Origin of the sequence: Pseudomonas triclosanedens, assembly GCF_026686735.1 — a bacterium.
Classification (GTDB): Bacteria; Pseudomonadota; Gammaproteobacteria; order Pseudomonadales; family Pseudomonadaceae; genus Pseudomonas; species Pseudomonas triclosanedens.
The window spans coordinates 4,350,131-4,376,489 of the sequence record NZ_CP113432.1; the positions used below are offsets into that span (position 1 = coordinate 4,350,131).

Sequence of the window (26,359 nt, forward strand, 5' to 3'; positions counted from 1 at the left end):
CACCTCCTCAGATCACCGCCTTCTTCGCGGCACGCAGGACACGATCGGACAGGTCGCTCGTCCCGAGGGCACGAGCCAGGGCCAGTCCGCCAATCATCAGAGCCATATCGCTCAACACGGCATCGATCTCTTCCGGACGCCCCGCGAGGTCCGCCACCATCAGTTCGACGTGCTCGACCAGCGCATCGCGGAAACCATCCGGCAAGTGCGCCACCTCGCTCAACGAGCTGGGAATGGGGCAGCCGTCGCTCTCGCTGTCACGGTGTTTGCGCGAGAGGTAGAAGGCCGCTGCCAATGCCCGGCGCTCGGCGAAAGAAAGGGCCGGGTCGAAAGTCTTCAGACCGGCACGGCGCCTGGCCAGCAGTTCGCGGAAAGCTTCGAGCATCATCGCGTCCTTGCTTTCGAAGTGCGCATAGAAGCCACCGACCGTCAGCCCCGCCGCCGCCATCACCTCACCCACGCTGGGGTCGACAGGACCACGCTTGAGCAGCGCGCTGGTAGCGGAGGAAAGAATGCGTTCGCGGGTCTGGGCTTTCTTGTCGCTCATGTCAGCGCTCCAAAATATTATGAACAGAATATTATTCCCATAATAAATTTCGGCAAGCCGAAAGCACGACCGCTGGTCGGGGGGATTCTTCAGGGGCAGAAAAACAAAAGGGCCACTCGAAAACTGAGTGGCCCTATAGGCACCGCAGAGCGGTAAAAATGGCGTCCCCTAGGGGACTCGAACCCCTGTTACCGCCGTGAAAGGGCGGTGTCCTAGGCCACTAGACGAAGGGGACATATCCTTCGAAGAAATCCGCTCTGGCGGATTCTGGCTTCATCCCGAACGGGAATTTGGTGGAGCTAGACGGGATCGAACCGTCGACCTCTTGCATGCCATGCAAGCGCTCTCCCAGCTGAGCTATAGCCCCAGATGACTCTGGCTGACGATGCGAACACATCGTCGCTGGATAAGTGGCGTCCCCTAGGGGACTCGAACCCCTGTTACCGCCGTGAAAGGGCGGTGTCCTAGGCCACTAGACGAAGGGGACGCAAACCTTCGATTTCAGTCTTGCCAGGACAGACAAGACCTACTGGTAATTTGGTGGAGCTAGACGGGATCGAACCGTCGACCTCTTGCATGCCATGCAAGCGCTCTCCCAGCTGAGCTATAGCCCCAAAGTACCGCTGGATCGTCTCGCCCCGTGGTGTTCGTCGCGAGAACGGGGCGCATCTTAAGAGCGACCCGCCACCCTGTCAACAGAATTTTTCACTGGAGGTGAAAAAATTTTACCGCAAGAACAATCACTTACCCTCCCCTACAGAGAAAACGACCCGCACTAGGCGGGTCGTGATTCCACTGTAGGACGCTTCAGCCTTAGCTGCCAATGGCGTCGCGGATCTTTTCCCACTCCTTGGCTTCCTTCTTCGAAGCCCCGCCCAGCAGTTCCAGCGCCTGGCGCAAACGGTAGCGCGACAGGTCGGCACCGAGGATTTCCATCGCATCCAGCACCGATACCGAACTGGCCTGCCCAGTGATCGCCGGGAACATCAGCGGCATCACATCGCGCAGCTTCAGGCCCAGATGCTCGGCCACGGCCTGGATGGTCGAGGTGATCCGCTCCTTCTCCCACTGGCGCAGCGCTTCGAGCTTCCACAACACCAATTGCAGAATCTGGCGCACCTGGGTTGCATCGAGCTTCTTGTGCTCGAACAGCTTGGCGTCCAACTGCACACCGCCGCTGAAGAAGAAACCGGCCAGCGGTGCGATCTGACTGAAGTTCTCCACACGACCTTGCACATGTGGCGCGATCTTCATCAGGTACTCGGGGTTGAGCGCCCACTTCTGCACTTCCTTCGCAAAGTCCTCGACGGACAACTCGCGAATCCACTGGCCGTTAAGCCAGGAGAGTTTCTCGATATCGAAGATCGGGCCGCCCAGCGACACGCGCGACAAATCGAAGTGCTCGATCATTTCCGCCAGGCTGAACTTCTCGCGCTCGTCGGGCATGGACCAGCCCATCCGGCCGAGGTAGTTCAGCAACGCCTGGGGCAACAGGCCCATGCGTTCGTAGAAGGTGATGGAGGTGGGGTTCTTGCGCTTGGAGAGCTTGCTCTTGTCCGGGTTGCGCAGCAGCGGCATGTAGCAGAGCACCGGCTGCTCCCAGCCAAAGTACTCGTACAACTTGATCAGCTTGGGCGCCGAGGGCAGCCACTCTTCACCACGCAGGACGTGGGTGATGCCCATCAGGTGATCGTCGACCACATTGGCCAGGAAGTAGGTGGGCAGCCCGTCGGCCTTCATCAGCACCTGCATGTCCATGCGGTCCCACGGGATTTCCACGTTGCCGCGAAGCATGTCCGGTACCACGCAGACGCCCTCGGTCGGCACCTTCATGCGCACCACATGGGATTCGCCGGCGGCGATGCGCCTGGCAGACTCCACCCTGGGCAGATGCATGCAGTGGCCGTCGTAGCGCGGGGTTTCCTTGCGCGCCTGCTGCTCGGCGCGTACTGCGTCGAGACGCTCGGCGGAGCAGAAGCAGGGGAAGGCATGCCCTTTCTCCACCAGCTCGTCGCAGTACTGCTTGTAGATGGCGCCACGCTCGCTCTGGCGATACGGGCCATGCGGGCCACCGACATCCGGGCCTTCATCCCACTCGATCCCCAGCCAGCGCAGCGCGTCGAAGATCTGCTGTTCAGATTCGCGGGTCGAGCGCACCTGGTCGGTATCCTCGATACGCAGAATGAACTGACCGCCGTGCTGGCGGGCAAAGCAGAGGTTGAACAGCGCGATATACGCGGTGCCGACGTGCGGGTCGCCGGTGGGGGACGGCGCGATACGGGTGCGGACTGTGGTCATGAAGGCTCTCATGTGAAACGGTGAGGACAGCGCGCCGGGACACGCGCTCATGGACGGGATGTTATCAGGCGGGCCGCCCCCGGCTCCAGCCAACGCTCCGCATCGGTCGGAAGGTTGTGGATCAGGAAGTCGAGGAATGCCTTGACCTTCATCGCCTGGAAGCGCCGCGACGGATAGACCGCATACAGTTCACCAACCGGCAGTTGTACCTGCGGCAGCAGGCGCACCAGGCTGCCATTGGCCAGTTGCTCGTCGACGATCAGCTCCGGCAGCGACGCAATACCCGCGCCGGCCAGCACTGCCTCGCGGGCGAAGGTAATGTTGTTACACGACAGCACCCGGTGGCAGGGGATGGTTTCGCCACGCAGCGGCCAGTAGCGCTGGGAATCGGCCTGGAGCAACACGGCACGATGGCCGGCGAGTTCCTCGACCTGGTGCGGATGACCATGCAGCCTGAGGTACTCCGGACTGGCGCACAGGCAGCGATTGGTAAGCAGCATGCGCCGTGCGATCAGCGTTGAGTCTTCCGGCTGGCCCACCATGATGACGATGTCCACCCCCTCCTCCAGCGGGTCGACCGCTCGCGAGGTGAGCTCGACTTCGGCAGTGATCTGCGGGTACAGCCCCATGAAGTCGCCGAGCACCTTCGCCAGGTACATCTGCCCGAACTCGATCGGCGCCGTGATCCGCAAGAGCCCCGATGGCGCCTGCTGCAACTGCATCACCGCCTGCTCGGCTTCGGCGAAGTCGTGCATGATCTGCCGGCAGCGATCGTAGTAGGCCTGGCCGACTTCGGTAAGGCGCAACTTGCGGGTCGTGCGATTGATCAGCCGGACCCCGAGGCGCTCTTCGAGCAGGACAATGCGCCGGCTGACCGTGGACTTCTGCATGCCCAGGCTCTGCGCCGCCTGGGTGAAACTGTGCAGCTCGACCACGCGGGTAAAGATCAGCGCATCATCCAGCCCCATGATTGTTCCCTATAAGCAACAAAGTTTCCGAAGTGTAGCGGCTACGTGCTGCCACGGAACACTGTTACATTGGCAAACATTTTTCTGCCGACCAAACGCTCGTTTACCTATGCCAGCCCAACTGCAACGTCGCCTGACCATCTTCTTCGTCATCCTTGCGGTGATCGCCCTCGCCGTCCTCGCGCGCTGGTACTTCGTCGGCCGCTTCGTCGAAGCCACCGACAATGCCTATGTCCAGGGCGAGATAACGCGCATCGCCAGCCAGCTCGGCGCCCGCATTGATGAGGTGCTGGTGCAGGATAACCAGCACGTCGAGAAAGGCCAGTTGCTGGTCAAGCTGGAAGCCGACGATTTCAAACTGGCGCTTGATCGCGCCAGGGCCACCCTTGCCACCCGCGAGGCAGAGCTGGCGCAGGCGCGCAGCAAGCTCAAGGGTCAATCGAGCATGATCGCGGCCAGCGAGGCCGATGTGAACGCCAGCCAGGCCACCCTCGGCCGGGCGGAAGTTGACCTCAGCCGCGCCCAGGCGCTGCGCAAGCCCGGCTACGTTTCGGAAGAGCGCGTCACAACACTGACCGCCGATTCCAATGTGGCGCGCTCCCAGGTTGCCAAAGCCCGTGCCGATCTGCAGGCCCAGCACATCCAGCGCGATACCCTGGCTACTGATATCCAGCGCCTGCAGGCCCAGATCGAAGGCGCCCGCGCCGACGTCGCACAGGCCGAGATCAACCTGGCGCGCACCGAAATCCGCGCCCCGGTGAGCGGTCTGATCGGCCAGCGCAATGCGCGCATCGGCCAGTATGTGCAGGTCGGGACCCAATTGCTGTCACTGGTTCCCGACGACGGCATCTGGATCCAGGCGAACTTCAAGGAAACCCAGATCGGCCGTATGCGTCCGGGCCAGAAAGCGCGCCTGGTATTCGACTCGTTCCCCGACACCCCTATCGATGGCCAGGTGCAGAGCCTGTTCGCCGCTTCCGGCGCGCAGTTCAGCCTGCTGCCGCCCGACAACGCCACCGGCAACTTCACCAAGGTGGTACAGCGCATCCCGGTGAAGATCACTTTCACCGATGACAATCCGCTCAAGGGCCTGATCCGCCCCGGCATGTCGGTCGAGGCCGAGGTCGCCCTGCGTGAGCGCTGATGCCCTGGTGCGGCCGGTCGGGGAACCGACTCGCCGCGACTGGATCGCCGTATTCAGCGCCATGCTCGGCGCCTTCATGGCGGTCCTCGACATCCAGATCACCAACTCCTCACTGAAAGACATCCAGGGCGCGCTGGCCGCCACCCTGGAGGAAGGCTCGTGGATTTCCACTTCCTATCTGGTGGCGGAAATCATCATGATCCCGCTCACCGCCTGGCTGGTGCAGTTGCTCTCAGCACGCCGACTGGCCTGGATGATCTCCGTCGGCTTCCTGTTCTCCTCGCTGCTCTGCTCGTTCGCCTGGAACCTGGAGAGCATGATCGTGTTCCGCGCCATGCAGGGTTTCACCGGCGGCGCGCTGATCCCACTAGCCTTCACCCTGGCACTGATCAAACTGCCGGAACACCATCGCCCCAAGGGCATGGCGTTGTTCGCCATCACCGCCACCTTCGCGCCGTCGATTGGCCCAACCCTGGGCGGCTGGCTGACCGAAAACTTCGGCTGGGAATACATCTTCTACATCAACATCCCGCCAGGCCTGCTGATGATCGCCGGCCTGCTCTATGGCCTGGAGAAGAAGCCACCACACTGGGAACTGCTCAAGAGCACCGACTACGCTGGCATCGTCACGATGGCCATCGGCCTGGGCTGCCTGCAGGTGTTCCTGGAAGAAGGCCACCGCAAAGACTGGCTGGAATCCAGCCTGATCGTCAGCCTCGGCAGCATCGCACTGGTAAGCCTGATCCTGTTCGTGATCCTGCAGACCTCACGCCCCAACCCGCTGATCAACCTGGGCATCCTGCGTAACCGCAACTTCGGGCTGTCGAGCATATCCAGCATCGGTCTGGGCATGGGGCTGTACGGCTCGATCTACGTGCTGCCGCTGTACCTGGCACAGATCCAGGGCTACAACGCCATGCAGATCGGTGAGGTGATCATGTGGATGGGTGTACCACAGCTCTTCCTCATCCCGCTGATTCCGAAGCTGATGAAGATCATCGAACCGCGCCTGCTCTGCGCCCTGGGCTTCGGCCTGTTCGGCCTGGCCAGTTTCTGCTCCGGCGTGCTCAACCCGGACTTCGCCGGCCCGCAGTTCAACCAGATCCAGCTATTGCGCGCGCTCGGCCAGCCGATGGTGATGGTCACCATCTCGCTGATCGCCACGGTTTACCTGCAGCCACAGGACGCAGGCTCGGCTTCCAGTCTGTTCAACATCCTGCGCAACCTTGGCGGCGCCATCGGCATCGCACTGCTGGCGACCCTTCTGGATAGCCGCGCCAAGGTCTACTACGACTATCTGCGCGAAGCCGTGGTGCCAGTGAACGGCGCGGTGGATGAGCGCCTGGCACAGCTCACTTCGCAGTTGGGTACGCAGCAGGCGGCGCTGGGCAAGATCAGCGAAATCGTCCACCAGCAAGCGGCGATCATGGCCTATAACGACGCATTCCATGCCATCGGCATCGTCCTGGCGGTCAGCATGGTGGCAGTCCTGCTCACCCGTCCGCTGCCGGCAGGTATGGGTGCTGGAGCGGGAGCCGGGGCGCACTGAGCGCCCAGCTCCCCTGTGCGGGCACAGAATCAGCCCAGTGACACCATTCGGTCGCGCAGCTTGCCGATCTCGTCGCGCACACTCGCCGCCGCCTCGAACTCCAGATCTCGGGCCAACTGGTACATGCGCTCTTCCAACTGCTTGATACGCTTGGCGACCTCCTCCGGCGTACGCAGTTCGCTCTCATAACTCCCGCTCTCTTCCGCCACCTTCGCCAGACTCCGGCGCTTGCCCTTGGCACCAGGCACCACGGCGCCCTCGAGGATGTCCTTGATGTCCTTCTTCACACCCTTGGGCACGATGCCGTGCTTGGCGTTGAACTCCAGTTGCTTGGTTCGGCGCCGCTCAGTCTCGCTGATCGCCCGCTGCATCGAGCCGGTAATGTTGTCGGCATAGAGAATCGCCTTTCCATGCAGGTTACGCGCAGCGCGGCCGATCGTCTGGATAAGCGAGCGCTCCGAACGCAGGAAGCCCTCCTTATCCGCATCGAGGATCGCCACCAGAGCCACTTCGGGCATGTCCAGGCCCTCACGCAGCAGGTTGATGCCAACCAGCACGTCGAAGGCACCAGCCCGCAGGTCGCGGATGATCTCGACCCGCTCGACGGTATCGATGTCCGAGTGCAGATAGCGGACCCGCACGTCGTGGTCACCCAGGTAGTCCGTGAGGTCCTCGGCCATGCGCTTGGTCAGGGTCGTGACCAGCACGCGCTGATCAACTTCCACGCGCTTGCGGATTTCCGAGAGCAGATCGTCCACCTGAGTGGTCGCCGGACGGATTTCCACTTCCGGATCAACCAGACCGGTGGGACGCACCACCTGCTCGATCACACGGCCGGCGTGCTGCTCTTCATAAGGGCCGGGCGTCGCGGAAACGAAGATGGTCTGCGGGCTAATAGCCTCCCACTCCTCGAAGCGCAGCGGGCGGTTGTCCAGCGCCGAGGGCAGGCGGAAGCCGTATTCCACCAGGGTTTCCTTGCGTGAACGGTCACCCTTGTACATGGCGCCAACCTGGGGAACGCTGACGTGGGATTCGTCGATCACCAGAAGCGAGTTGGCCGGCAGGTAGTCGTACAACGTCGGCGGCGGCTCACCGGGACCGCGCCCGGAGAGGTAGCGCGAGTAGTTCTCGATGCCGTTGCAGTAGCCCAGCTCAAGGATCATTTCCAGATCGAAGCGGGTGCGCTGTTCCAGCCGCTGGGCCTCCACCAGCTTGTTGTTGTTGCGCAGGTATTCCAGGCGCACCTTCAACTCGGCCTTGATGTGCTCGACCGCTTCGAGCAGCGTCTCGCGCGGCGTGACGTAGTGGCTCTTGGGATAGAACGTGAAACGCGGCAGCTTGGTGATGACTTCGCCAGTGAGCGGGTCGAACGCCGCGATGTTTTCCACCTCGTCATCGAACAGCTCGACGCGAATCGCTTCGAGGTCCGACTCCGCCGGGAAGATGTCGATCACATCGCCACGCACTCGGAAGGTAGCACGGGCGAAATCCATATCATTGCGGGTGTACTGCAGGCTGGTCAGACGGCGCAGCAGCTCACGCTGGTCCATTTTGTCGCCGCGATCCAGGTGCAGCACCATTTTCAGGTAGGACGCCGGGTCGCCAAGACCATAAATCGACGAGACGGTACAGACGATGATGGCGTCTTCGCGCTCCAGCAACGCTTTGGTCGCCGAAAGCCGCATCTGCTCGATGTGATCGTTGATCGAAGAATCCTTCTCGATATAGGTATCGGAGGACGGTACATAGGCCTCGGGCTGGTAGTAGTCGTAGTAGGAAACGAAATACTCCACCGCGTTGTTCGGGAAGAATGTCTTGAACTCGCCGTAGAGCTGCGCAGCCAGGGTCTTGTTCGGCGCCAGGATCATGGTCGGCCGCTGTACCTGGGCAATGACGTTGGCGATGCTGAAGGTCTTGCCGGAGCCGGTAACCCCCAGCAATGTCTGGTGCGACAGGCCTGCTTCCAAACCTTCCACCATTTGTCGGATGGCTTCTGGCTGATCGCCGGCGGGCTTGAAGCGCGAATCGAGCTGGAATAACGACATGAGAACCTCGCGTTGGCGTGTGACGCTTCGGTGGCTAAAGCGTCTTACCAGTCGAAAGCATGCGCGATCAACTCGCCGCCTGCCACTGAGGGCTATATAATACCGGCCCGTCGACGCATCCCCCAGCGCCGTGAGCGGTGGGATGCAATTGCACTTCACTCCCGCCTTAGAGCTGCTGCCAAAATGAGTCTGTTCTCCGCTGTCGAAATGGCCCCCCGCGACCCCATCCTGGGCCTGAACGAAGCCTTCAACGCCGATACCCGTCCGGGCAAGATCAACCTGGGCGTGGGTGTGTACTACAACGAGGAAGGTCGTCTCCCGTTGCTGCGCGCCGTACAGGCCGCGGAGAAAGCCCGCATCGAGGCCCATGCCCCGCGCGGATATCTGCCGATCGAAGGCATCGCTGCCTACGACCAGGGCGTGCAGAAACTGCTGTTCGGCGCTGATTCCGAACTGCTGGCCGAAGGCCGTGTAGTCACTACCCAGGCTGTCGGCGGCACTGGCGCCTTGAAGACTGGCGCCGACTTCCTCAAGCGCCTGCTGCCCAACGCCACCGTCGCCATCAGCGACCCGAGCTGGGAAAACCACCGCGCCCTGTTCGAAGCCGCTGGCTTCCCGGTGCAGAACTACCGCTACTACGACGCAGCCACCCACGGCGTGAACCGCGCCGGCCTGCTGGAAGACCTGAACGCCCTGCCGTCGCAGTCCATCGTCGTGCTGCATGCCTGCTGCCACAACCCCACCGGTGTCGACCTGAGCATGGACGACTGGAGACAGGTTCTCGATGTGCTCAAGGCCAAGGGCCACGTGCCGTTCCTCGACATCGCCTACCAAGGCTTCGGCGACGGCATCGACGAAGACGCCGCAGCAGTGCGCCTGTTCGCCAAGTCGGGCCTGAACTTCTTCGTTTCCAGCTCCTTCTCCAAATCGTTCTCGCTGTATGGCGAACGTGTTGGCGCACTGTCGGTCGTGACCAACAGCCGCGAGGAGTCCGGCCGTGTCCTGTCCCAGGTCAAGCGCGTGATCCGCACCAACTACTCCAACCCGCCGACCCACGGCGCCAGCGTCGTTGCCTCCGTGCTCAACAGCCCGGAACTGCGCGCCATGTGGGAAGACGAGCTGGGCGAAATGCGTGGCCGGATCCGCACCATGCGCGAAGCAATGGTTGCCCAACTGGCCGCCCAGGGCGCCAAGCGCGACTTCGGCTTCGTTGCCCAGCAGCGCGGCATGTTCTCCTACTCCGGCCTGACCGCCGAGCAGGTGGAGCGCCTGAAGGACGAGTTCGGCATCTACGCGGTAGGCACTGGCCGCATCTGCGTTGCAGCGCTGAACAATGGCAACCTGGACACCGTTACTCGCGCCATCACCCAGGTTCTGTAACAATTTTGAGGGGAAGGCACATTCAGAATGTTGACTTCCCCTTTTTAATCAGTAAGATACGCCCCGTTGTTCCGCGATAGCTCAGTCGGTAGAGCAAATGACTGTTAATCATTGGGTCCCTGGTTCGAGTCCAGGTCGCGGAGCCAAATTCAAAGCCCTCGGCACACGCCGGGGGCTTTTTCTTTGTGCCGCTGGACTCTCTCCAGGGACCATGTCCCAGGTGATTCCCCCTTCGGGGCCGCGCTGACGCGCGTTCGGCTGACGCCGTGGAGTCCACCATCCAAAGCGCCAGGAGCTTCTATCTTCTGCCTCCCGCGTAGCCGCCACAGCCCGTCACGACATCGGATGATGAAAACGAAGAAGCCGGTCATGGACCGGCTTCCTGTGTCTCAGGATGGATATCTACAGCGTAATCCTGTCGCGATTGCGCTCCAGGGTCGCCTTGCCAATCCCTTTTACCTCCAGCAGTTGATCCACCGAGGTGAACGGGCCATTGGCCTTCCTGTATTCGACGATTGCCTCGGCCTTCACCTTGCCTACCCCCTTGAGAGACGCCTGCAACTCCTGGGCATCGGCAGTGTTGATATTGACCGCAGCCATCTGATCGGCGCCCGACTGCGCCGCCGGCTTGGCTGACTCCATTGCGACCGGCTTGGCCGGCGCTTCGCTCTTCGCGGCACTGTTGGCAGCGCCACTGAACGTCAGCGTGGTCAGCAGGATTGCGCATGCAGCGGAAGTAAGGATCTTTTTCATGTATCGCTCCTTGATTTTCGAACAGATCGAGGCGGGCACGAATTGCACCCGCCAGCCAACCTTATCGTTCGGAGCGAGGCCGAAAAGCCCCAATTTGAGAGCTGGAGACATTTCCCGAGGAGACTGACAAGACTCACGGAAAAGACTGACACCGGAAACAGAAGTGAACACCAAACTACCTGCTAACGCAGGTCGGTCATGGCTCCATTCGCCGCTGTTGATGGATGAGATCGACGATGTCGCCCTCCGGGCAGTAACCGTTCACTGTCTCGCGCAGCAGTTGCCGTACCCGTGCAAAGTTGCCCTGGTCGACCGCCTTGAGCAGATCGGCCAGCACCAGCTTGAAGCCCTCCCAGGGCATCAGTTCCTCGTTGGCCTTCATGATCATCGGGTGTTCCGTGGCACTGACGTCATCGCCGATCAGCAATTCTTCGTACAGTTTCTCCCCCGGGCGCAGTCCACTGAACTCGATGGAGATATCGCCATGCGGCGTCCGCTCCGAACGCACACTCAGACCAGACAGGTGAATCATCCGCTCCGCCAGTTCGAGAATCTTCACCGGCTGCCCCATGTCCAGCACGAACACGTCACCGCCACGCCCCATCGAGCCAGCCTGGATCACCAACTGAGCCGCCTCGGGAATGGTCATGAAATAGCGGGTGATTCCCGGATGCGTCACCGTCACCGGCCCGCCACGCTTGATCTGCTCACGGAACAGCGGAATCACCGAGCCGGAGGAACCCAGCACATTGCCGAAGCGCACCATCGTGAAACGCGTCTTGTTGACCTGATGCACCCCGGTACGGTCGCCAAACAGCACGGGAGCCGACTCCTGGCTCAAGGCCTGCAGGATCATCTCTGCCAGACGCTTGGTACTGCCCATCACATTCGTGGGCCTCACGGCCTTGTCGGTGGAGATCAGCACGAAATTCTGCACGCCCGCCTGAACCGCGACCTGCGCGGTGTGCAGCGTACCCAGGACGTTGTTGAGCACCCCCTCGGAAATATTGTGCTCGACGATGGGCACATGCTTGTAGGCGGCGGCGTGATAGACCGTCGCCACCTTCCAGGTACGCATCACTTCCAACAGGCGTTCGGGACTGCGCACCGAGCCGAGAATCGGCACCAGTTGAACCGGCAGGGACTCGCGCTTGATGCGCATGTCCAGTTCCTGATGCACGCGATAGAGGTTGTACTCACTGTGCTCGAACAGGACGAGAGCCGTGGGTGCCGAGCCGAGGATCTGCCGGCACAGTTCGGAACCGATCGAACCACCCGCTCCTGTAACCATCACCGCCTGGCCGCGAATACAGTGCTCGAACAGCTCCTTGCGCGGCTCGACGGCATCGCGCCCGAGAAGGTCGGCGATGTCGACTTCCTGAATGTCATCCACCCGCACCCGGCCGTTGGCCAGATCGATGAAGCCCGGAACACTGCGCACATGCAGCGGATACGGCTCCAGCAGGCCCAGGATTTCCCGGCGACGAGCGCGCGAGGCGGACGGAATCGCCAGTAGCACCTCCTGAGCACCGGTCTCCTCGATCATCTGCTGGAGATGCTTGGGCTTGTAGACACGCAAGCCGGCGATGATTCGGTTGACGATCTCGTCGTCATCATCGATGAACGCCACCGGGCGCATGGCGCGCCCCAGACGCAAGGCCGCGACCAACTGATTGCCCGCTGAACCAGCGCCATAGACGGCAACCTTCGGCAACCCGTCCTGGCGATTGAAGAACGGCACCGACTGCACGGCGCTGTACCAATCGCCCATGAAGTACTGCCGCATGGCCAGGCGCAGGCCTCCCAGCATCAGCAGGCTGAGCCACCAATAGTTCAACACCAGGGAGCGCGGGACGGCCTCGGTCACCGAGCGGTTCCAGTACACTACCAGGGAGAGCAGCAACGCCGAGAGCGTCACCGCCTTCCAGATCGCGATCAGCGCGTCGTTACCCAGGTAGCGCATGACGGCACGGTACATGCCGAAACGGATGAACAACGGAACCGCCACCAACGGCGCAGCCGCGAACAGCCAGCCATGCACACGCACTGGATACAGAAGGTCGTCGGTACCCAGGCGAACGATGAACGCCAGCCAGAGCGAAAACCAGACCAGAATGATGTCAGTGGCGACTTGCAAAAGTCGCTTGTACCGTCGCGGAAGCCTTAGCAGGCGTTCTCGGAGCATTCGCGCTTGTCCTTCATAGAGTGCGGAGAAAACGCGCTCTTCTCCGCTACATTGACCACCATTTCCAATGGAGTTCAGCTCACACCCTGATCATCCGGACGACCTGCACCCAGACGAGCTACGACAAGCACCAATGGAGCATAGGCCACAATCAGTGCCAGCAGACCGGAAAGCCAGCCCAGACTGACCAAAATCGCCAGCGGCATCAACCAGCACAGGTTGATACCGGTAACTGCAAGCGAAACACGTAGATGGCTGCCATATCGCCGCGATGCGCGCTGGTACGCATGACTTCGATGTGCCTCGTAGACCCGCTCACCGCGAATCAGCCGGTGGATCAGCGTATAGCTCGCATCGACCACGAACACTCCGAGCAGAATCAGCCAGCACCAGATCAGCTGCGGCGCGATCCAGCCAGCCTGTAACGCCATGCCACCCAGCACCAGGCCGAGGAAACCACTCCCCGCATCGCCCATGAAGATGCGCGCCGGCGGGAAGTTCCAGAGCAGGAAACCTGCGGTTGCCATCGCCAGAATCAGCGGCAGCCAGGTCATGGTGGCAGCACCGACCAGCCAGTAGCACAGCGCGCCCGCCATGCACACACAGATGGCTTCCAGGCTTGCAATGCCGTCTATGCCATCCATGAAATTGTAGAGATTGAGCAGCCAGACCAGGAATACCAGTGCCAGCAGTTCGCCCAGCACACCCAGATCCAGCATCCCCCAGGGCATCGGCAGCGCAGGCAGGCCGCCCAGCCAATAGAGCAGCCAGGCGGCGCCGAGGAAATGGCCGAGCAGCCGCCAACGGGCTGGAATATGCCGGTGATCGTCGACAAATCCTATGGCCGCAATCCAGGCTCCGGCCGGCAGCAGGGCCACCAGACTGAGAGAGTCCACTCCGCCCAGCAAGGCCGCGGCGGCCAGGCAAACGAGAAAACCCAGCACGATCGCCACGCCACCACCCCGCGGCGTCGGAATCTGGTGCGAGCTCCGGGAATTGGGGATATCCATGATGCTGCGCGCCAGCGCATAGCGCCGCACCCCCCAGGTCATGCCCCAGGATGCCAGGAAGGTCGCTGCCAGCAATGCCAGCATACTCATTGACCGCGTCGCTCCCTGTACCAGGGCGCCGTTTCCCGCAATGCCTGCTCGGTGGAGACCGGAGGCACCCAGCCCAGGATCTGTCGGGTTGCGGAAATGTCCACCTGCAGCGAGCCGAGCAACCGCTGGATCTGCCGGCCGCGACCGGTCAGCAAGCCCAGGAGGCGCAGCATGAAGGGGGGGATCGGCAGCAAGCGCGGACGCACCGCCAGCGCCACGCTCAACTCCCGGCAAAGCTGTGCGGTGGAGAGATCCCGATCGTCGCTGACCAGAAATACCCGTCCAGCCGCAGCGGGATGACGCGAACAGAGCAACAGCAGATCCGCCAGATTGTCACGGGCGACCAGGCTGCGGCGGTTGTCGATGGCGGCGAACGGCAGCGGCAAGCGTCGTTGCAGCGCGCCCATCAGGCTGGCGAAGTTTGCCTTGACGCCCGGGCCATAAACCAGCGGCGGACGCACCACCACCACTTCCAGGCCGGTTTCGCCGGCGATATCGAACAGAGCGCGCTCGGCTTCCAGCTTGGACTGGCCATAGGGGTCCCGGGGTTGGGCAGGCGAGTCGGCGCGATAGGGATGTCCCGGCTCGGTCTCCTCTCCATTCACCTTGATCGAACTGAGGTAGACAAAGCGCTTCACGCCTGCCGCCACTGCCTGCCGGGCCAGGTGACGAGTCGCCTCGACATTGGCGGCGCGGAACTCAGCCAGCGGGTCCGCCGCGCGCTCCTCCATGACATGCACTCGCGCGGCCGCGTGAATGACCACATCGATGTCCTTAAGCGCATCGCCCCAGTCCTGGTCGATGCTAAGACGTTCGATACGCACGCAATCGACGCCCGCAGGCAATTCTTCGGGCATCCGTCGCACAGCTACGCGAGTCCGCAATCCTGGCTCCGCGCACAAGCGCGCCAGGACGCCTCGACCGACAAACCCCGTCGCGCCCGTCAGTAAAACGTTCAATCCAGCACCTGAGAACCTGACGCCAGCGGCGCCATCCATGTTGTCGAGCAAAATCGCGCTTAGAGGGGCGAGATGACCGGCCGCAGCGCATTCCATGCATGGCAGCTCGGGCACTGCCAGTGAAGCTCCCGCCCGGCGAAACCGCACTTGCCGCAGCGATAGCGCGGCATTGTCCTATATAAGCCGATGATAATTGGAGCGATTTTTTCGATGACAGTGAGTTTTTTGTCATCACGGCCGGCAACATCCAGATATTCGCCTATGCCCTGCCACGATGGATGCTGCTCGACACGCTGCAACAGACTGTCGCGCCACTGCCTGGCAACCTCGTCATCCTCGGTTTCCGCCAGCACCGCCAGAATCACCGGCGGCACCTCCTCGGACTCCGCCAGGCCCCGCAGGAACTCACTCACCACCGGCACCCCGAGGGCATCGTAGCGCCGCAGCAGCGGAACGATCTCGCCGACGAATGCCTTGGCGTCCCGCGCCAGCTCGCCCATCGTGGCGATTGCCGCCGGATGGTCATGGCGCCACAACTCACAGTCCAGCCGCATCAGCATCGCCCGGACGCAATGACGATCGACACGGCACGCCTCGCGCAGCAACTCCTGCATGGCGCTGCGATCGCCAGTTCGGCCCTTGTCCTGAGCCAGCTCGCAGTAATAATTCGCCAACGCTGCGCTCAGCTCCGGCCTGCTGGGCACCAGACGGGCAGCCAGCTCGATGGCGCGCGGCCAGTCCTTTTCCCGCTCGCAGATCAGGCGCTGCTCATCCAGCGCCTCGAGCGAGATCGGCTCGCCCTGCAGATGGACCAGCTCATCCAGCAGCTCTTCGGCGCTTCCGAGCAGGCCGCCGGCGATGAAATCCCGCGCCAGCTCGAGACGGACCTGCGACACCAGCGTGGCGTCTTCACCAGCTCGCCCCAGGAGGTCCTGGTGAATGTGAATGGCTTTTTCGATGTCGCCCCGGCGGCGGAACAGGTTGCCGACGTGCAGATGGCTTTCCAGCGTTTCAGGACTGACGACCAACCCCTGGGAAAGGCTCTCCAACGCATCGTCGGAGTGACGCTCAAGCAGGTTGTGCATGCTGTGGATGCGCGTCCGGAGGTCTTTGCTCTCCCCCATCGGCGAGGGTTTCAGACGCGAGCGACGCCCCATCCACCAGCCGATGGCCAGGGCGCAGAAGAAGAACAGCGTGGCAATAACGCTAGGCATGGTCCGTCAGCGACTTGTCACGCAGCGCGTCGTTCTCCTTGCGGAAGCGAGTGAGCTCGGAGTGCATTCCAGCGATGCGGACACGCGCTCGGGCGCGGAAGGGAACACTCAGCAGCAACCCGATCAGGCCACCAGCGATGAATGCCAGGGAAATGAACAGCACCAGCGGCCATTGCGGCGACTGCCAGCCGAGGAAAGTGAGTTGTACGGGCTGGAGGTTTTCCAGGACGAAGACCACCACCACGGCGGCCAGCACCACCAGCGCCAGGATCAACAGGAAGCGCGTTACCCGAAGCATGGAAACTCCTTCAAAACGGATGTCCCGGGATCACTCGGGCTCGTTGACGCGGTCGCGCAGCTCCTTGCCGGGCTTGAAGTGCGGGACGAACTTGCCGTCCAGGCGCACGGACTCGCCGGTTTTCGGATTGCGCCCTACGCGCGGGGCCCGGTAATGCAGCGAGAAACTGCCGAACCCACGAATTTCAATGCGATCCCCCGTCGCCAGAGCCTGGGACATTTGCTCAAGCATGGTCTTGATCGCCAGTTCCACATCCTTTGCGGAAAGCTGCCCCTGATGGGTGACGATTCTCTCGATCAACTCCGACTTGGTCATGGTTTTCCCTTCTTTTTCAAGCGGCTAGATCAGCTCAAGGTTCTTTTAGCACGCTGGTCAGGCTTTGAACAGCCTGAAAGGGAGCGATGTGATTTTTCCCCGCAAAGAGCGCCGGGATGCCCCACGGACAATAAAAAACGGCCGGCCTCCGGGGATGGAGGTCGGCCGGGGTCGCACCCAGGAGCGAGAGGGTGCGAAAGGGAAAATGGATCAGGCCACGGCGGCGAGCTGCGCCTTGGCCTTGCTCAGGCCCTTCTCCGCGAATTCGGCCCCCATGTTCAGACCCTCGGCGTGAATGAAGGTGACGTCATGAATCCCCACGAAGCCCAGCGCCTGGCGCAGATAGGGTTCCTGATGATCCAGCGCGCCACCGGCGTAGACGCCGCCCCGGCTGGTCAGCACGAACGCGCGCTTGCCGCTGAGCAAGCCCTGCGGGCCGGTTTCGGTGTATTTGAAGGTGATGCCAGCGCGCAGCACATGGTCCAGCCATGATTTTAGGGTGCTGGGAATGGCGAAGTTGTACATCGGCGCTGCCAGGACCAGCACGTCGGCCGCCTGCAGTTCGGCGGTCAGCAGGTTGGAACGCTGCAGGGCCGCACGCTCGGTATCGGACTGTTCCTGCTCAGGCTTCAGCCAGCCACCCAGGAGGTCCGCATCCAGGTGCGGCACCTGCTCGACGGCCAGGTCACGCACCTGAATCTCATCGGCCGGATGAGCGGCCTGCCACTGCGCGATGAATTCTCGGGTCAGTTGGCGGGATACCGAGCCTTGCTGGCGGGCGCTGCTTTCGATAACCAGGACGCGGGACATGGATTCGACCTCCATCGGTCATAACTGGGCGATGGAGTAAATCCTAGGGATGAATAAGTCGATAAAAAAGCGGAAATAATCGCTACCAATTATCGAATAAATTGATTTTTAACCGGACTGCTTCTAGTCTTGGAGAGGTGAAACTCCCGTCACGAGCCCGGCTTGCACGTGAGCTTGATGCGCAGCTTGATGACAGCACGACTGAAACTGGAGGTCAGGTTGGCCTCCTTGCCTGGCGCCATGCTCGCCTTGCGCACATGCGGGGTTTCCGGCCCGTTGACGAACACCGCGGTACAGGTGACCGACTGCTGGCCATTGTTGCGCAACAGGATCGCGCCCATCTGGTCACCGATGTCCTGGGTGTCATAACTGACCTCGGTGCCATTGAGCGATTTCTCGACCTCGATGGGGTAAGCCAGGGCAGTCAACGGCAGCAAGGCCAGTACGGCACAGACGATTTTTTTCATGGCGGTCTCTTGTTGGTCTTTTCCGGACCGCCAGATTAGACAAGAGGAGGCGAGGATGAAAGCGCCCCGCGTTACCCTGGATCAGTGGAGAACCCTGCAGGCCGTAGTCGATCACGGCGGCTTCGCCCAGGCGGCAGAAGCCATGCACCGTTCGCAGTCGTCGATCAGCTATACCGTGGCGCGAATGCAGGAGCAGCTTGGGGTCCCGCTGCTGCGCATCGACGGGCGCAAGGCCGTGCTCACTGAAGCCGGCGAGGTGCTGCTGCGACGCTCGCGGCAACTGGTCAAGTCCGCCGGCCAACTTGAAGAGCTGGCCCACCACATGGAGCAGGGCTGGGAGCCGGAGGTGCGCCTGGTGGTGGACGCTGCCTACCCTACCGTGCGCCTGGTTCGCGCCCTCTCCGCTTTCATGCCGCAAAGCCGAGGGTGCCGCGTACTACTGCGCGAGGAAGTGCTTTCCGGCGTGGAAGAAGCACTGGTGCAGGGGCATGCCGATCTTGCCATCAGCGGCCTGAATATCCCCGGCCACCTCGGTGCGGATCTGTCCATCGTCGACTTCGTCGCCGTCGCCCATCCCGACCATCCGCTGCATCGCCTGCAACGGGATGTCACCCACCAGGATCTGGAAACCCAGATGCAAGTGGTCATCCGCGATTCCGGCCGGCTGCAACCGCGCGACGTCGGATGGCTAGGCGCCGAGCAGCGCTGGACCGTGGGCAGCCTCGCCACCGCCACCACCTTCGTCAGCAACGGCCTGGGCTTCGCCTGGCTGCCGCGGCACATGATCGAGCGCGAGCTCAAGGACGGCCTTCTCAAGCCGCTGCCGCTGAACCAGGGCGGAGTGCGGGAGAGTCGTTTCTACCTATACCCGAACAAGGAAAAGCCGCTCGGCCCGGCCACGCAGATCCTCGTCGAACTGCTGACCACCTTTGCCAGCGTACCGCTGGATGCCCACTTCGCCGCCCCCCAGAGCCAGGCCTGAGCGCCCAGGGGAACAAGGAGCCGCAGATGCCCTTCTTCGATCACGCCGGTCACCGCCTGCATTACGAGGAGAGCGGCTTCGGCACCCCGGTGGTGCTGGTGCACGGCCTGGGTTCCAGCGCCCGCGACTGGGAGTTCCAGGTGCCGGAGCTGGAGAAGCGCCATCGGGTGATCGCCCTCGACGTGCGCGGCCACGGCCAGTCGGACAAACCGCGCGAGCGCTACAGCATCGCCGCATTCGCCGAAGACGTGATGGCTCTGCTCGATCACCTGCACCTGGGCCGGGTTCACCTGGTCGGCATCAGCATGGGCGGGATGATCGGCTTCGAACTGGCCACCCGCTGGCCGGAACGCCTCGACAGCCTCACCATCGTCAATAGCGCCCCGGAAGTGAAACCCCGGACACTGCGCGAATATATGGAAGTCGCGCGGCGCCTGTTCCTCGCCCATGTGCTCGGCCTGGACACCGTAGGCAAGGCACTGGGCAAGCTGCTGTTCCCCAAGCCCGAGCAGGCGGAACTGCGCCACAAGATCCAGCAACGCTGGCCGCAGAACGACAAACGCGCTTACCTTTCCAGCCTGCATGCCATCATCGGCTGGGGTGTGCAGGAACGCCTGGCGCGCATAACCTGTCCCACGCTGGTGATCAGCGCCGACCGCGACTACACCCCGATATCGCTCAAGCAGGCGTATGTCGGGCGTATGCCCAACGCCCGCCTGGTGGTAATCGAGGACTCGCGCCACGCCACGCCACTGGACCAGCCAGAACGATTCAACTCCACTCTGCTCGACTTCCTCGAGCAGGTAGACCACTCCTAGAACCCAACGGAAACATTCGCCAAATGACTCTGTTCAAACGCTTCCTGCTCGCCGCCTGCTCCCTGGTCCTCGCAAGCTCGGTGCTTGCCGCGGACACCAACAAGCCCCACGTTCTGCTCAACACCAGCCTGGGCGAAATCGAAATCGAGCTCTACGCCGACAAGGCGCCGATCTCGGTGAAGAACTACCTCTCCTATGTCGACAGCGGCTTCTACAACGGCACCATTTTCCACCGCGTGATCCCGAACTTCATGGTTCAGGGCGGTGGCTTCACCGAGAACATGACCCAGAAGGACACCCAGGCGCCGATCAAGAACGAAGCCGACAACGGCCTGCTCAACGAGCGCGGCACCCTGGCCATGGCTCGCACCAGTGCCGTGGATTCGGCCACCAGCCAGTTCTTCATCAACCTGACTGGCAACGACTTCCTCAACCACGGCTCCCGCGACTTTGGCTACGCAGTGTTCGGCAAGGTCGTGCGCGGCATGGGCGTGGTCGACCAGATCGCCCAGGTGAAAACCGGCAACCGCGGCATGTTCCAGGACGTACCGGCCACCCCGGTGGTCATTCTCTCCGCCAAGCGCCTGTGATTTTCCGCGCACACGCCTGACGGAGGCCATGTTCGGCGGGGCCAGGACGGCCCCGCTACCAACCCGAGAACAATCATGCTTTATCGTCGTTTCGAGCGTTTGATCGACCCCTTCCGCGACGTCCCCGAGCGTATGCCTCCCTCCGACGTCATTCGCTTCTACGTCTACTACCTGCGCCAGGTCTGGCCGGTGTTCTCCGCCCTGCTGGTAGTCGGCCTGATCGTCGCCCTGATCGAAGTCGCGCTGTTCAGCTACCTGGGCCGCATCGTCGACCTCGCCCAGGGCTCTCCCCCTGCGCAGTTCTTCACACTGCACGGCCCGGAACTGGCATGGATGGCCGTAGTGGCGCTGATCCTGCGTCCGCTGTTCAACGGCCTGCATGACATGCTGGTGCACCAGAGCATCAACCCCAGCATGACCAACCTGATCCGCTGGCAGAACCACCGCTACGTGCTCAAGCAGAGCCTCGGCTTCTTCCAGAACGACTTCGCCGGGCGCATCGCCCAGCGGATCATGCAGACCGGCAACTCACTGCGCGACTCCGCAGTACAGGTCGTGGACGCCATCTGGCACGTGGTGATCTACACCATCAGCGCACTGGTGCTGTTCGCCGAGGCCGACTGGCGCCTGATGGTCCCGCTGGTGCTGTGGGTGATCGGCTATGTCGGCGCGCTGGCCTATTTCGTTCCGCAGGTAAAGAGCCGCTCGGTGGCCGCCTCGGACTCACGCTCCAGGCTCATGGGTCGCATCGTCGACGGTTACACCAACATCACCACCCTCAAGCTGTTCGCCCACACCCGCCAGGAAGAGGACTACGCCCGCGAGGCAATCGACGACCAGACCCGCAAGGCCCAGCGCGCCGGGCGCGTCGTGACCTCGATGGACGTCACCATCACCATCTTCAACGGCATGCTGATCGCAGGCACCACCGGCCTCGCGCTATGGCTGTGGACCCAGTCGCTCATCTCGGTAGGCGCGATCGCCCTGGCCACTGGCCTGGTCATCCGCATCAACAACATGTCCGGGTGGATCATGTGGGTTGTCGGAGGCATCTTCGAGAATGTCGGCCAGGTGCAGGACGGCATGCAGACCATCGCCCTGCCCCGCCAGGTCAACGACCGCTCCGACGCCAAGCCACTGCAGGTCAGCCAGGGCGAAGTACGCTTCGAACAGGTCTCCTTCAGCTACGGCAAGGGCGGCGGCCTGATCGATGGCCTCGACCTGGTGGTGCACCCCGGCGAGAAGATCGGCCTGGTCGGGCCGTCGGGCGCCGGCAAATCGACCCTGGTGAACCTGCTGCTGCGCCTCTACGACCTCGAAGGCGGGCGCATCCTGATCGACGGCCAGGACATCGCCGGCGTGACCCAGGAAAGCCTGCGCGCCCAGATCGGCATGGTCACCCAGGACACATCCCTGCTGCACCGCTCTATCCGCGCCAACCTGCTGTATGGCCGCCCCGACGCCAGCGAAGCGGAACTGCAGGACGCCATCCACAAGGCACGCGCCTCGGAGTTCATCCCGCAGCTCAGTGATGCCGAGGGCCGCCACGGCCTCGACGCCCATGTCGGCGAGCGCGGCGTGAAGCTGTCCGGCGGCCAGCGCCAGCGCATTGCGATCACTCGCGTGCTGCTCAAGGACGCCCCCGTGCTGATCCTCGACGAGGCAACTTCGGCGCTGGACTCGGAAGTCGAGGCGGCGATCCAGGAAAGCCTGGAGACCCTGATGCAGGGCAAGACGGTGATCGCCATCGCCCACCGCCTCTCCACCATCGCGCGCATGGACCGCCTGGTGGTGCTGGAGCACGGCCGCATCGTTGAGAGCGGCAGCCATGCCGAACTGCTGGCCCGCGGCGGGCTGTATGCGCGGCTGTGGCGGCACCAGACCGGCGGTTTCGTCGGAGTCGACTGAGACCTCGCCGCTACCGGCACAGGAAGCAGCGGCGGGCCTTGTCCTGGATGGAGCGCGCGCGGCCCGGTACCGCAACGCGCCCATAAAAAAGCCCGGCGCACAGGCCGGGCATGTCCAAACCAGGACAGCTCAGTGTGTATCGAGCAACGCAAGCGCCTCGCGGCTCAGGCGTTCGACCGTGGCCCAGTCGCCGCTATCGAGGGCAGCCTTGGGCAGCATCCAGCTACCGCCTGCGCACATCACATTGGGCAAGCGCTGGTAATCGTTCAGATTGTCCGGGCCGACGCCACCGGTTGGGCAAAAGCGCGCATCCGGGAACGGGCCGGCGAACGACTTGAGCGCATCCACGCCACCGCACACCTTGGCCGGGAACAGCTTGAAACGCCTCAGCCCATAGCGATAGGCCGCCATGATCTCCGAAGCGGTGGCCACTCCCGGCAGCAGCGGCACCGGGCGAGTGACTGCGTACTGCAGGAGTTCGTCGGTGCAGCCCGGCGTGACGATGAACTTCGCCCCGGCCTCCTCCGCCTGACGGAAGGTCAGCGGGTCGATCACTGTACCGGCCCCCACCAGCAGCTCCGGCCGCTCCGCGCTCAACTGGCGGATGGCGGTCAGTCCGAACGGCGTCCGCAACGTAACCTCCAGCACAGTGATACCACCGGCGGCGAGCGCATCCGCAAGGGGCAGGATGTCCGCTTCGCGGTCAATAGTGATCACCGGCAGGATGCGCGCACGCCGCGCCAGGGCATCGATCTGCTGGATGTGCTGTTCGGACATCGCGTAACTCCGCGCCTCAGGGGCACCAATGGATCGAAAGAGGTAAACGAAGAAACGCGCTGACCGGCATGCGCAGTTCATCGTTATCGCTGAGGGCCTGGCTCAGGGTGGCCAGCTTGGCTTCCCCCTGGATGGCCAGCAGTTGTACCCGCGCGTTCTGCAACACAGCGCGGGTCAGGGTCAGGCGCTGGTGCGGAACCGCCGGCGCCCACATCGGCAGGCAGCGGCGCGGGCTGGAAGGATCGAGCGCCTCCACCAGCCCCGGGCTGCTCGGAAACAGCGAGGCAGTGTGGCCGTCGTCGCCCATGCCCAGCACCAGCACGTCGATGGGCAACGCGAGCTCGCCGAGGAACTGATCGGCCTTGTCCGCAGCCTCCTCCAGCGATGCGGCCGGCTGGTACAGGCCAATGAAACGCGCCTTGGCGGCCGCCCCCTTGAACAGATGGCGGCGCAACAGGCCGGCGTTGCTGTCGGGGTGCGACTCCGGCACCCAGCGCTCGTCAGCCAGGCTCACGGCCACGTTCGACCAGTCCAGCAGCGCGCCACTCAGCGCTTCGAGAAATGCCGCCGGGCTGCGCCCGCCAGATACCACCAGCAGCGCACGGCCACGTTCGATCAGAGCCTCGCGCAGCGCGTCCGCTACCGCGTCGGCCAGCCCCTTCGCCTGCTCGGCGGGACTATTCCAGGTTTTCCAGGCCATGCCTTCCATCAATTTCGGTTCAAAGATCGCCATACCAGTCCTTCCCGTCACGGGCGATAAGAGCTACGGCCGCCTGTGGTCCCCAGGTCCCCGCCGGGTATGGCTTGGGCTCCTCGCCCAGACGCCCCCAGCCGGCGATCAGGTGGTCGCACCACTTCCAGGCGAACTCCACCTCGTCCTTGCGCACGAACAGGTACTGGTTGCCTTGCATGACCTCCAGCAGCAATCGCTCATAGGCATCCGGGGTACGAGCGGTCTGGAAGGTTTCGGAGAAATTCAGTTGCAGCGGGCCGGTGCGCAACTGCATGCCCTTGCCCAGGCCCTGGTCCTTGGTCATCACCTGCAGGGAGATACCCTCGTCCGGCTGCAGGCGGATGATCAGGCGGTTGCTGATCAACGAACGCTGCTCCGGCGCGAAGATGTAGTGCGGCGGCTCCTTGAAGTGGATGACGATCTGCGACAGCTTCTGCGGCATGCGCTTGCCGGTGCGCAGATAGAACGGCACCCCGGACCAGCGCCAGTTGCGGATATCCACCCGCAACGCGACGAAGGTTTCCGCATCGCTGTTGGGGTTGGCGTTCTCCTCGGCGAGATAGCCGGGCACCGCCTTGCCGTCGATGAAGCCGGCGGTGTACTGCCCACGTACCACGCGAGTCGCCAGTTGCTCCGGCGCGATCGGCTCCAGCGCGCGCAGTACCTTGACCTTCTCATCGCGGATGCTGTCAGCGGTGAGGTCGCTGGGCGGGTCCATCGCGATCAGGCAGAGCAACTGCAACAGGTGGTTCTGCACCATGTCGCGCAATTGGCCGGCTTTGTCGAAATAGCCCCAGCGGCCTTCGATGCCGACCTTCTCGGCCACGGTGATTTCCACGTGGGAAATATGATTCTGATTCCACTGGGTTTCGAACAGGCTGTTGGCGAAGCGCAGCGCGATAAGGTTCTGCACCGTCTCCTTGCCCAGATAGTGGTCGATCCGGTAGATGCGGTTTTCCGGGAAGAAACGCGCCACGGCATCATTCACCGCGCGCGATGACTCCAGGTCATGGCCGATGGGCTTTTCCAGCACCACGCGGGTACGCTCGGCAAGCCCGACTGCGGCCAGGTTCGCGCAGATGCCGCCGAACACAGAGGCGGCAGTGGCGAAATAGGCCACCAGCGGCTGTTCGCCATCGACCCGCCCGGCCAGCGCCGCATAGGCGCCGGCGTCGAGGAAATCCATGCTCATGGGGGTCAGGCGCGCATGGAAACGCCCCCACACCGACTCATCCCATTCGCCCGCCGGCACCGCCTGGCGCAGGCGCCGCTCGATGACCGCCAGCGGGGCCTCACCGGCACCTTCATCGCGGGCCAGGGCAAGGATACGGGTATCGCCATGCAGCAGGCTCTCGCGATCGAGCTGGTACAGCGCCGGCAGCAGCTTGCGCAAGGCGAGATCGCCCAGCGCACCGAACAGCGCGAGGGTACAAGGCAGAACGCGGACTTCCGGCATTTGTTGTTACCAACCAAATTTTAAACGATAGTTAGCCAAATACGCCGCAATTAAGACAAAAATGTAGTAATTAAACAACATGTTTTTCCCATACTGCGCGGTAGTTGGTCGCTTGCGGGCCTGAAAGTTAGGATAGCGCCGCTGACCGGCTCTACCCGGTCAACCGTCGATTACCTGAGGAGCACGGATGAAGAACCTGCTGGAGCAGATCAAGGGCCGCCTGGATGAATTGAACAAGGCCGAACGCAAGGTTGCCGAAGTGATCCTGCGCGATCCCCAGCAGGCCACGCGTTTCAGTATTGCCGCGCTGGCCCAGGCCGCCAGTGTCAGCGAACCGACGGTGAATCGCTTCTGCCGCTCCTTCGACATGAGCGGTTATCCGGAGCTGAAGATCCAGCTCGCGCAGAGCCTGGCCAGCGGCGCCGCCTTCGTCACCCAGGCGGTGGCCGACGACGACGGCCCCGAGGCATACACCCGGAAGATTTTCAGCAGCACCATCGCCTCGCTGGACAGTGCCTACAAGCAACTCGCCCCCAAAGTAATCGACCGCGCCGTGGACCTCATGATCCAGGCCCGGCAGATCCACTTCTTCGGCCTCGGCGCGTCGAGTTCCGTGGCGCTGGACGCCCAGCACAAGTTCTTCCGCTTCAACCTGGCGGTGTCAGCCCACAGTGACGTGCTGATGCAGCGCATGATTGCCTCGGTGGCCCACACCGGCGACCTTTTCGTGGTGATTTCCTACACAGGGCGCACCCGCGAACTGGTGGAAGTCGCGCATCTCGCGCGGCAGAACGGCGCTTCGGTGCTTGGCCTGACCGCCGCCGGCTCCCCGCTCGCCCGCGCCAGCACACTGAGCCTGGACATCCCGCTGCCCGAGGACACCGACATCTATATGCCGATGACCTCGCGGATCATCCAGCTCACGGTGCTCGATGTGCTCGCCACCGGCGTGACGCTGCGCCGTGGCGTGGACTTCCAGCCGCACCTGCGGCGGATCAAGGAAAGCCTGCTGCCGACGCGCTACCCGCTCGACGAGGACCGCTGAGAACATAAGGCTGGCCCG

At 62.9% G+C, this 26,359-nt stretch carries 24 protein-coding genes and 5 tRNA genes; 9 read left to right on the forward strand and 20 right to left on the reverse strand.

The window, feature by feature from the left end; all coding sequences use genetic code 11:
• Positions 1-7: 7 nt before the first annotated feature.
• The 7 genes from OU419_RS20150 to OU419_RS20180 form a co-directional block, all read right to left on the reverse strand.
• On the reverse strand, positions 8-547 hold the full coding sequence (locus OU419_RS20150; RefSeq protein ID WP_254474790.1) for a TetR/AcrR family transcriptional regulator: 540 nt from the start codon (positions 545-547) through the stop codon (positions 8-10).
• A 159-nt stretch (positions 548-706) separates the two neighbouring features.
• A tRNA-Glu gene (locus OU419_RS20155) sits at positions 707-782 on the reverse strand.
• 56 nt (positions 783-838) lie between these two features.
• A tRNA-Ala gene (locus tag OU419_RS20160) sits at positions 839-914 on the reverse strand.
• Between the two features lie 44 nt (positions 915-958).
• Positions 959-1,034: transfer RNA gene (locus OU419_RS20165), tRNA-Glu, on the reverse strand.
• 51 nt (positions 1,035-1,085) lie between these two features.
• Positions 1,086-1,161: transfer RNA gene (locus tag OU419_RS20170), tRNA-Ala, on the reverse strand.
• Between the two features lie 199 nt (positions 1,162-1,360).
• Positions 1,361-2,845 (reverse strand): glutamate--tRNA ligase, encoded by a 1,485-nt coding sequence (gene gltX, locus OU419_RS20175; protein WP_254474789.1) that lies wholly within the window; start codon positions 2,843-2,845, stop codon positions 1,361-1,363.
• Between the two features lie 47 nt (positions 2,846-2,892).
• Entirely contained in the window at positions 2,893-3,813 is a 921-nt protein-coding gene (locus OU419_RS20180) for a LysR family transcriptional regulator (protein WP_254474787.1), read from the reverse strand.
• A gap of 109 nt (positions 3,814-3,922) precedes the next feature.
• Here OU419_RS20180 and OU419_RS20185 point away from each other — a divergent pair, with 109 nt between their 5' ends.
• Together OU419_RS20185 and OU419_RS20190 are read left to right on the forward strand one after the other, a co-directional pair.
• Complete coding sequence (locus OU419_RS20185) at positions 3,923-4,957, forward strand: HlyD family secretion protein (protein WP_254474785.1); 1,035 nt, start codon at positions 3,923-3,925, stop codon at positions 4,955-4,957.
• Between the two features lie 61 nt (positions 4,958-5,018).
• Entirely contained in the window at positions 5,019-6,506 is a 1,488-nt protein-coding gene (locus tag OU419_RS20190) for an MDR family MFS transporter (RefSeq protein WP_254475124.1), read from the forward strand.
• Positions 6,507-6,535: 29 nt separating this feature from the next.
• On the opposite strand, the gene uvrB is transcribed toward OU419_RS20190, so the two are convergent.
• Positions 6,536-8,551: an excinuclease ABC subunit UvrB gene (gene uvrB / locus OU419_RS20195; RefSeq protein WP_254474783.1), complete on the reverse strand. Its 2,016-nt coding sequence runs from the start codon at positions 8,549-8,551 to the stop codon at positions 6,536-6,538.
• Positions 8,552-8,734: 183 nt separating this feature from the next.
• On the opposite strand from uvrB, the gene OU419_RS20200 reads away from it, so the two are divergent.
• Both OU419_RS20200 and OU419_RS20205 read left to right on the forward strand, forming a co-directional pair.
• Positions 8,735-9,931 carry an amino acid aminotransferase gene (locus OU419_RS20200; RefSeq protein ID WP_254474781.1) on the forward strand — a complete coding sequence of 399 codons (1,197 nt, stop codon included), beginning with the start codon at positions 8,735-8,737 and terminating at the stop codon, positions 9,929-9,931.
• A gap of 70 nt (positions 9,932-10,001) precedes the next feature.
• A tRNA-Asn gene (locus OU419_RS20205) sits at positions 10,002-10,077 on the forward strand.
• 256 nt (positions 10,078-10,333) lie between these two features.
• Here the strand turns inward: OU419_RS20205 and OU419_RS20210 are convergent.
• The 9 genes from OU419_RS20210 to OU419_RS20250 all read right to left on the reverse strand — a co-directional run bounded on the left by OU419_RS20210 (position 10,334) and on the right by OU419_RS20250 (position 18,032).
• Positions 10,334-10,684 carry a ComEA family DNA-binding protein gene (locus OU419_RS20210; protein WP_254474779.1) on the reverse strand — a complete coding sequence of 117 codons (351 nt, stop codon included), beginning with the start codon at positions 10,682-10,684 and terminating at the stop codon, positions 10,334-10,336.
• Positions 10,685-10,880: 196 nt separating this feature from the next.
• Positions 10,881-12,869 carry a polysaccharide biosynthesis protein gene (locus tag OU419_RS20215; RefSeq protein ID WP_254474769.1) on the reverse strand — a complete coding sequence of 663 codons (1,989 nt, stop codon included), beginning with the start codon at positions 12,867-12,869 and terminating at the stop codon, positions 10,881-10,883.
• 74 nt (positions 12,870-12,943) lie between these two features.
• A complete protein-coding gene (locus tag OU419_RS20220) occupies positions 12,944-13,969 on the reverse strand; it encodes an MraY family glycosyltransferase (RefSeq protein ID WP_254474767.1) in 1,026 nt (341 codons plus the stop codon).
• A complete protein-coding gene (locus OU419_RS20225; protein WP_254475122.1) occupies positions 13,966-14,928 on the reverse strand; it encodes a UDP-glucose 4-epimerase family protein in 963 nt (320 codons plus the stop codon). The genes OU419_RS20220 and OU419_RS20225 overlap by 4 nt, the downstream gene beginning before the upstream one ends.
• 59 nt (positions 14,929-14,987) lie before the next feature.
• Entirely contained in the window at positions 14,988-16,013 is a 1,026-nt protein-coding gene (locus tag OU419_RS20230) for a tetratricopeptide repeat protein (RefSeq protein WP_254474765.1), read from the reverse strand.
• 121 nt (positions 16,014-16,134) lie between these two features.
• Complete coding sequence (locus OU419_RS20235) at positions 16,135-16,440, reverse strand: LapA family protein (protein WP_254474764.1); 306 nt, start codon at positions 16,438-16,440, stop codon at positions 16,135-16,137.
• Positions 16,441-16,470: 30 nt separating this feature from the next.
• A complete protein-coding gene (ihfB, locus tag OU419_RS20240; protein WP_003091441.1) occupies positions 16,471-16,755 on the reverse strand; it encodes an integration host factor subunit beta in 285 nt (94 codons plus the stop codon).
• Between the two features lie 210 nt (positions 16,756-16,965).
• Positions 16,966-17,565, reverse strand: coding sequence for an FMN-dependent NADH-azoreductase (locus OU419_RS20245; protein WP_254474762.1), 600 nt, complete (start codon positions 17,563-17,565; stop codon positions 16,966-16,968).
• 149 nt (positions 17,566-17,714) lie between these two features.
• Positions 17,715-18,032 carry a 3-phosphoglycerate kinase gene (locus OU419_RS20250; RefSeq protein WP_254474760.1) on the reverse strand — a complete coding sequence of 106 codons (318 nt, stop codon included), beginning with the start codon at positions 18,030-18,032 and terminating at the stop codon, positions 17,715-17,717.
• 55 nt (positions 18,033-18,087) lie between these two features.
• Here OU419_RS20250 and OU419_RS20255 point away from each other — a divergent pair, with 55 nt between their 5' ends.
• The 4 genes from OU419_RS20255 to OU419_RS20270 all read left to right on the forward strand — a co-directional run bounded on the left by OU419_RS20255 (position 18,088) and on the right by OU419_RS20270 (position 22,330).
• Positions 18,088-19,014, forward strand: coding sequence for a LysR family transcriptional regulator (locus OU419_RS20255; RefSeq protein ID WP_254474758.1), 927 nt, complete (start codon positions 18,088-18,090; stop codon positions 19,012-19,014).
• Positions 19,015-19,040: 26 nt separating this feature from the next.
• Positions 19,041-19,832: an alpha/beta fold hydrolase gene (locus OU419_RS20260; RefSeq protein ID WP_254474755.1), complete on the forward strand. Its 792-nt coding sequence runs from the start codon at positions 19,041-19,043 to the stop codon at positions 19,830-19,832.
• Positions 19,833-19,861: 29 nt separating this feature from the next.
• Positions 19,862-20,422: a peptidylprolyl isomerase gene (locus OU419_RS20265; protein ID WP_254475120.1), complete on the forward strand. Its 561-nt coding sequence runs from the start codon at positions 19,862-19,864 to the stop codon at positions 20,420-20,422.
• A gap of 75 nt (positions 20,423-20,497) precedes the next feature.
• A complete protein-coding gene (locus OU419_RS20270) occupies positions 20,498-22,330 on the forward strand; it encodes an ABC transporter ATP-binding protein (RefSeq protein ID WP_254474753.1) in 1,833 nt (610 codons plus the stop codon).
• A 129-nt stretch (positions 22,331-22,459) separates the two neighbouring features.
• On the opposite strand, the gene OU419_RS20275 is transcribed toward OU419_RS20270, so the two are convergent.
• From OU419_RS20275 to zwf, 3 genes are read right to left on the reverse strand one after another with little or no spacing between them, the layout of a single operon-like run.
• Complete coding sequence (locus OU419_RS20275) at positions 22,460-23,107, reverse strand: bifunctional 4-hydroxy-2-oxoglutarate aldolase/2-dehydro-3-deoxy-phosphogluconate aldolase (RefSeq protein ID WP_254474751.1); 648 nt, start codon at positions 23,105-23,107, stop codon at positions 22,460-22,462.
• A gap of 16 nt (positions 23,108-23,123) precedes the next feature.
• The gene (pgl, locus tag OU419_RS20280) at positions 23,124-23,840 is read right to left on the reverse strand and encodes a 6-phosphogluconolactonase (protein ID WP_254474749.1); all 717 of its coding nucleotides are present in this window, start codon (positions 23,838-23,840) and stop codon (positions 23,124-23,126) included.
• The gene (zwf, locus tag OU419_RS20285) at positions 23,827-25,296 is read right to left on the reverse strand and encodes a glucose-6-phosphate dehydrogenase (protein WP_254474747.1); all 1,470 of its coding nucleotides are present in this window, start codon (positions 25,294-25,296) and stop codon (positions 23,827-23,829) included. Before zwf ends, pgl begins: the two co-directional genes overlap by 14 nt.
• A 187-nt stretch (positions 25,297-25,483) precedes the next feature.
• On the opposite strand from zwf, the gene OU419_RS20290 reads away from it, so the two are divergent.
• A complete protein-coding gene (locus OU419_RS20290; protein ID WP_254474745.1) occupies positions 25,484-26,341 on the forward strand; it encodes a MurR/RpiR family transcriptional regulator in 858 nt (285 codons plus the stop codon).
• Positions 26,342-26,359 lie beyond the last annotated feature (18 nt).

What these genes read in the sequence shown, in the direction of transcription:
- gltX (WP_254474789.1), bottom strand. Translation starts at nt 2,845, where the DNA reads ATGACCACAGTCCGCACCCGTATCGCGCCGTCCCCCACCGGCGACCCG.
- OU419_RS20200 (WP_254474781.1), top strand. Translation starts at nt 8,735, where the DNA reads ATGAGTCTGTTCTCCGCTGTCGAAATGGCCCCCCGCGACCCCATCCTG.
- zwf (WP_254474747.1), bottom strand. Translation starts at nt 25,296, where the DNA reads ATGCCGGAAGTCCGCGTTCTGCCTTGTACCCTCGCGCTGTTCGGTGCG.
- OU419_RS20275 (WP_254474751.1), bottom strand. Translation starts at nt 23,107, where the DNA reads ATGTCCGAACAGCACATCCAGCAGATCGATGCCCTGGCGCGGCGTGCG.
- OU419_RS20260 (WP_254474755.1), top strand. Translation starts at nt 19,041, where the DNA reads ATGCCCTTCTTCGATCACGCCGGTCACCGCCTGCATTACGAGGAGAGC.
- OU419_RS20250 (WP_254474760.1), bottom strand. Translation starts at nt 18,032, where the DNA reads ATGAAAAAAATCGTCTGTGCCGTACTGGCCTTGCTGCCGTTGACTGCC.
- OU419_RS20220 (WP_254474767.1), bottom strand. Translation starts at nt 13,969, where the DNA reads ATGAGTATGCTGGCATTGCTGGCAGCGACCTTCCTGGCATCCTGGGGC.
- OU419_RS20185 (WP_254474785.1), top strand. Translation starts at nt 3,923, where the DNA reads ATGCCAGCCCAACTGCAACGTCGCCTGACCATCTTCTTCGTCATCCTT.
- OU419_RS20190 (WP_254475124.1), top strand. Translation starts at nt 5,019, where the DNA reads ATGCTCGGCGCCTTCATGGCGGTCCTCGACATCCAGATCACCAACTCC.
- OU419_RS20210 (WP_254474779.1), bottom strand. Translation starts at nt 10,684, where the DNA reads ATGAAAAAGATCCTTACTTCCGCTGCATGCGCAATCCTGCTGACCACG.
- OU419_RS20150 (WP_254474790.1), bottom strand. Translation starts at nt 547, where the DNA reads ATGAGCGACAAGAAAGCCCAGACCCGCGAACGCATTCTTTCCTCCGCT.
- OU419_RS20235 (WP_254474764.1), bottom strand. Translation starts at nt 16,440, where the DNA reads ATGCTTCGGGTAACGCGCTTCCTGTTGATCCTGGCGCTGGTGGTGCTG.
- OU419_RS20245 (WP_254474762.1), bottom strand. Translation starts at nt 17,565, where the DNA reads ATGTCCCGCGTCCTGGTTATCGAAAGCAGCGCCCGCCAGCAAGGCTCG.
- OU419_RS20290 (WP_254474745.1), top strand. Translation starts at nt 25,484, where the DNA reads ATGAAGAACCTGCTGGAGCAGATCAAGGGCCGCCTGGATGAATTGAAC.
- uvrB (WP_254474783.1), bottom strand. Translation starts at nt 8,551, where the DNA reads ATGTCGTTATTCCAGCTCGATTCGCGCTTCAAGCCCGCCGGCGATCAG.
- OU419_RS20255 (WP_254474758.1), top strand. Translation starts at nt 18,088, where the DNA reads ATGAAAGCGCCCCGCGTTACCCTGGATCAGTGGAGAACCCTGCAGGCC.
- OU419_RS20230 (WP_254474765.1), bottom strand. Translation starts at nt 16,013, where the DNA reads ATGCACAACCTGCTTGAGCGTCACTCCGACGATGCGTTGGAGAGCCTT.
- OU419_RS20270 (WP_254474753.1), top strand. Translation starts at nt 20,498, where the DNA reads ATGCTTTATCGTCGTTTCGAGCGTTTGATCGACCCCTTCCGCGACGTC.
- ihfB (WP_003091441.1), bottom strand. Translation starts at nt 16,755, where the DNA reads ATGACCAAGTCGGAGTTGATCGAGAGAATCGTCACCCATCAGGGGCAG.
- OU419_RS20180 (WP_254474787.1), bottom strand. Translation starts at nt 3,813, where the DNA reads ATGGGGCTGGATGATGCGCTGATCTTTACCCGCGTGGTCGAGCTGCAC.
- pgl (WP_254474749.1), bottom strand. Translation starts at nt 23,840, where the DNA reads ATGGCGATCTTTGAACCGAAATTGATGGAAGGCATGGCCTGGAAAACC.
- OU419_RS20215 (WP_254474769.1), bottom strand. Translation starts at nt 12,869, where the DNA reads ATGCTCCGAGAACGCCTGCTAAGGCTTCCGCGACGGTACAAGCGACTT.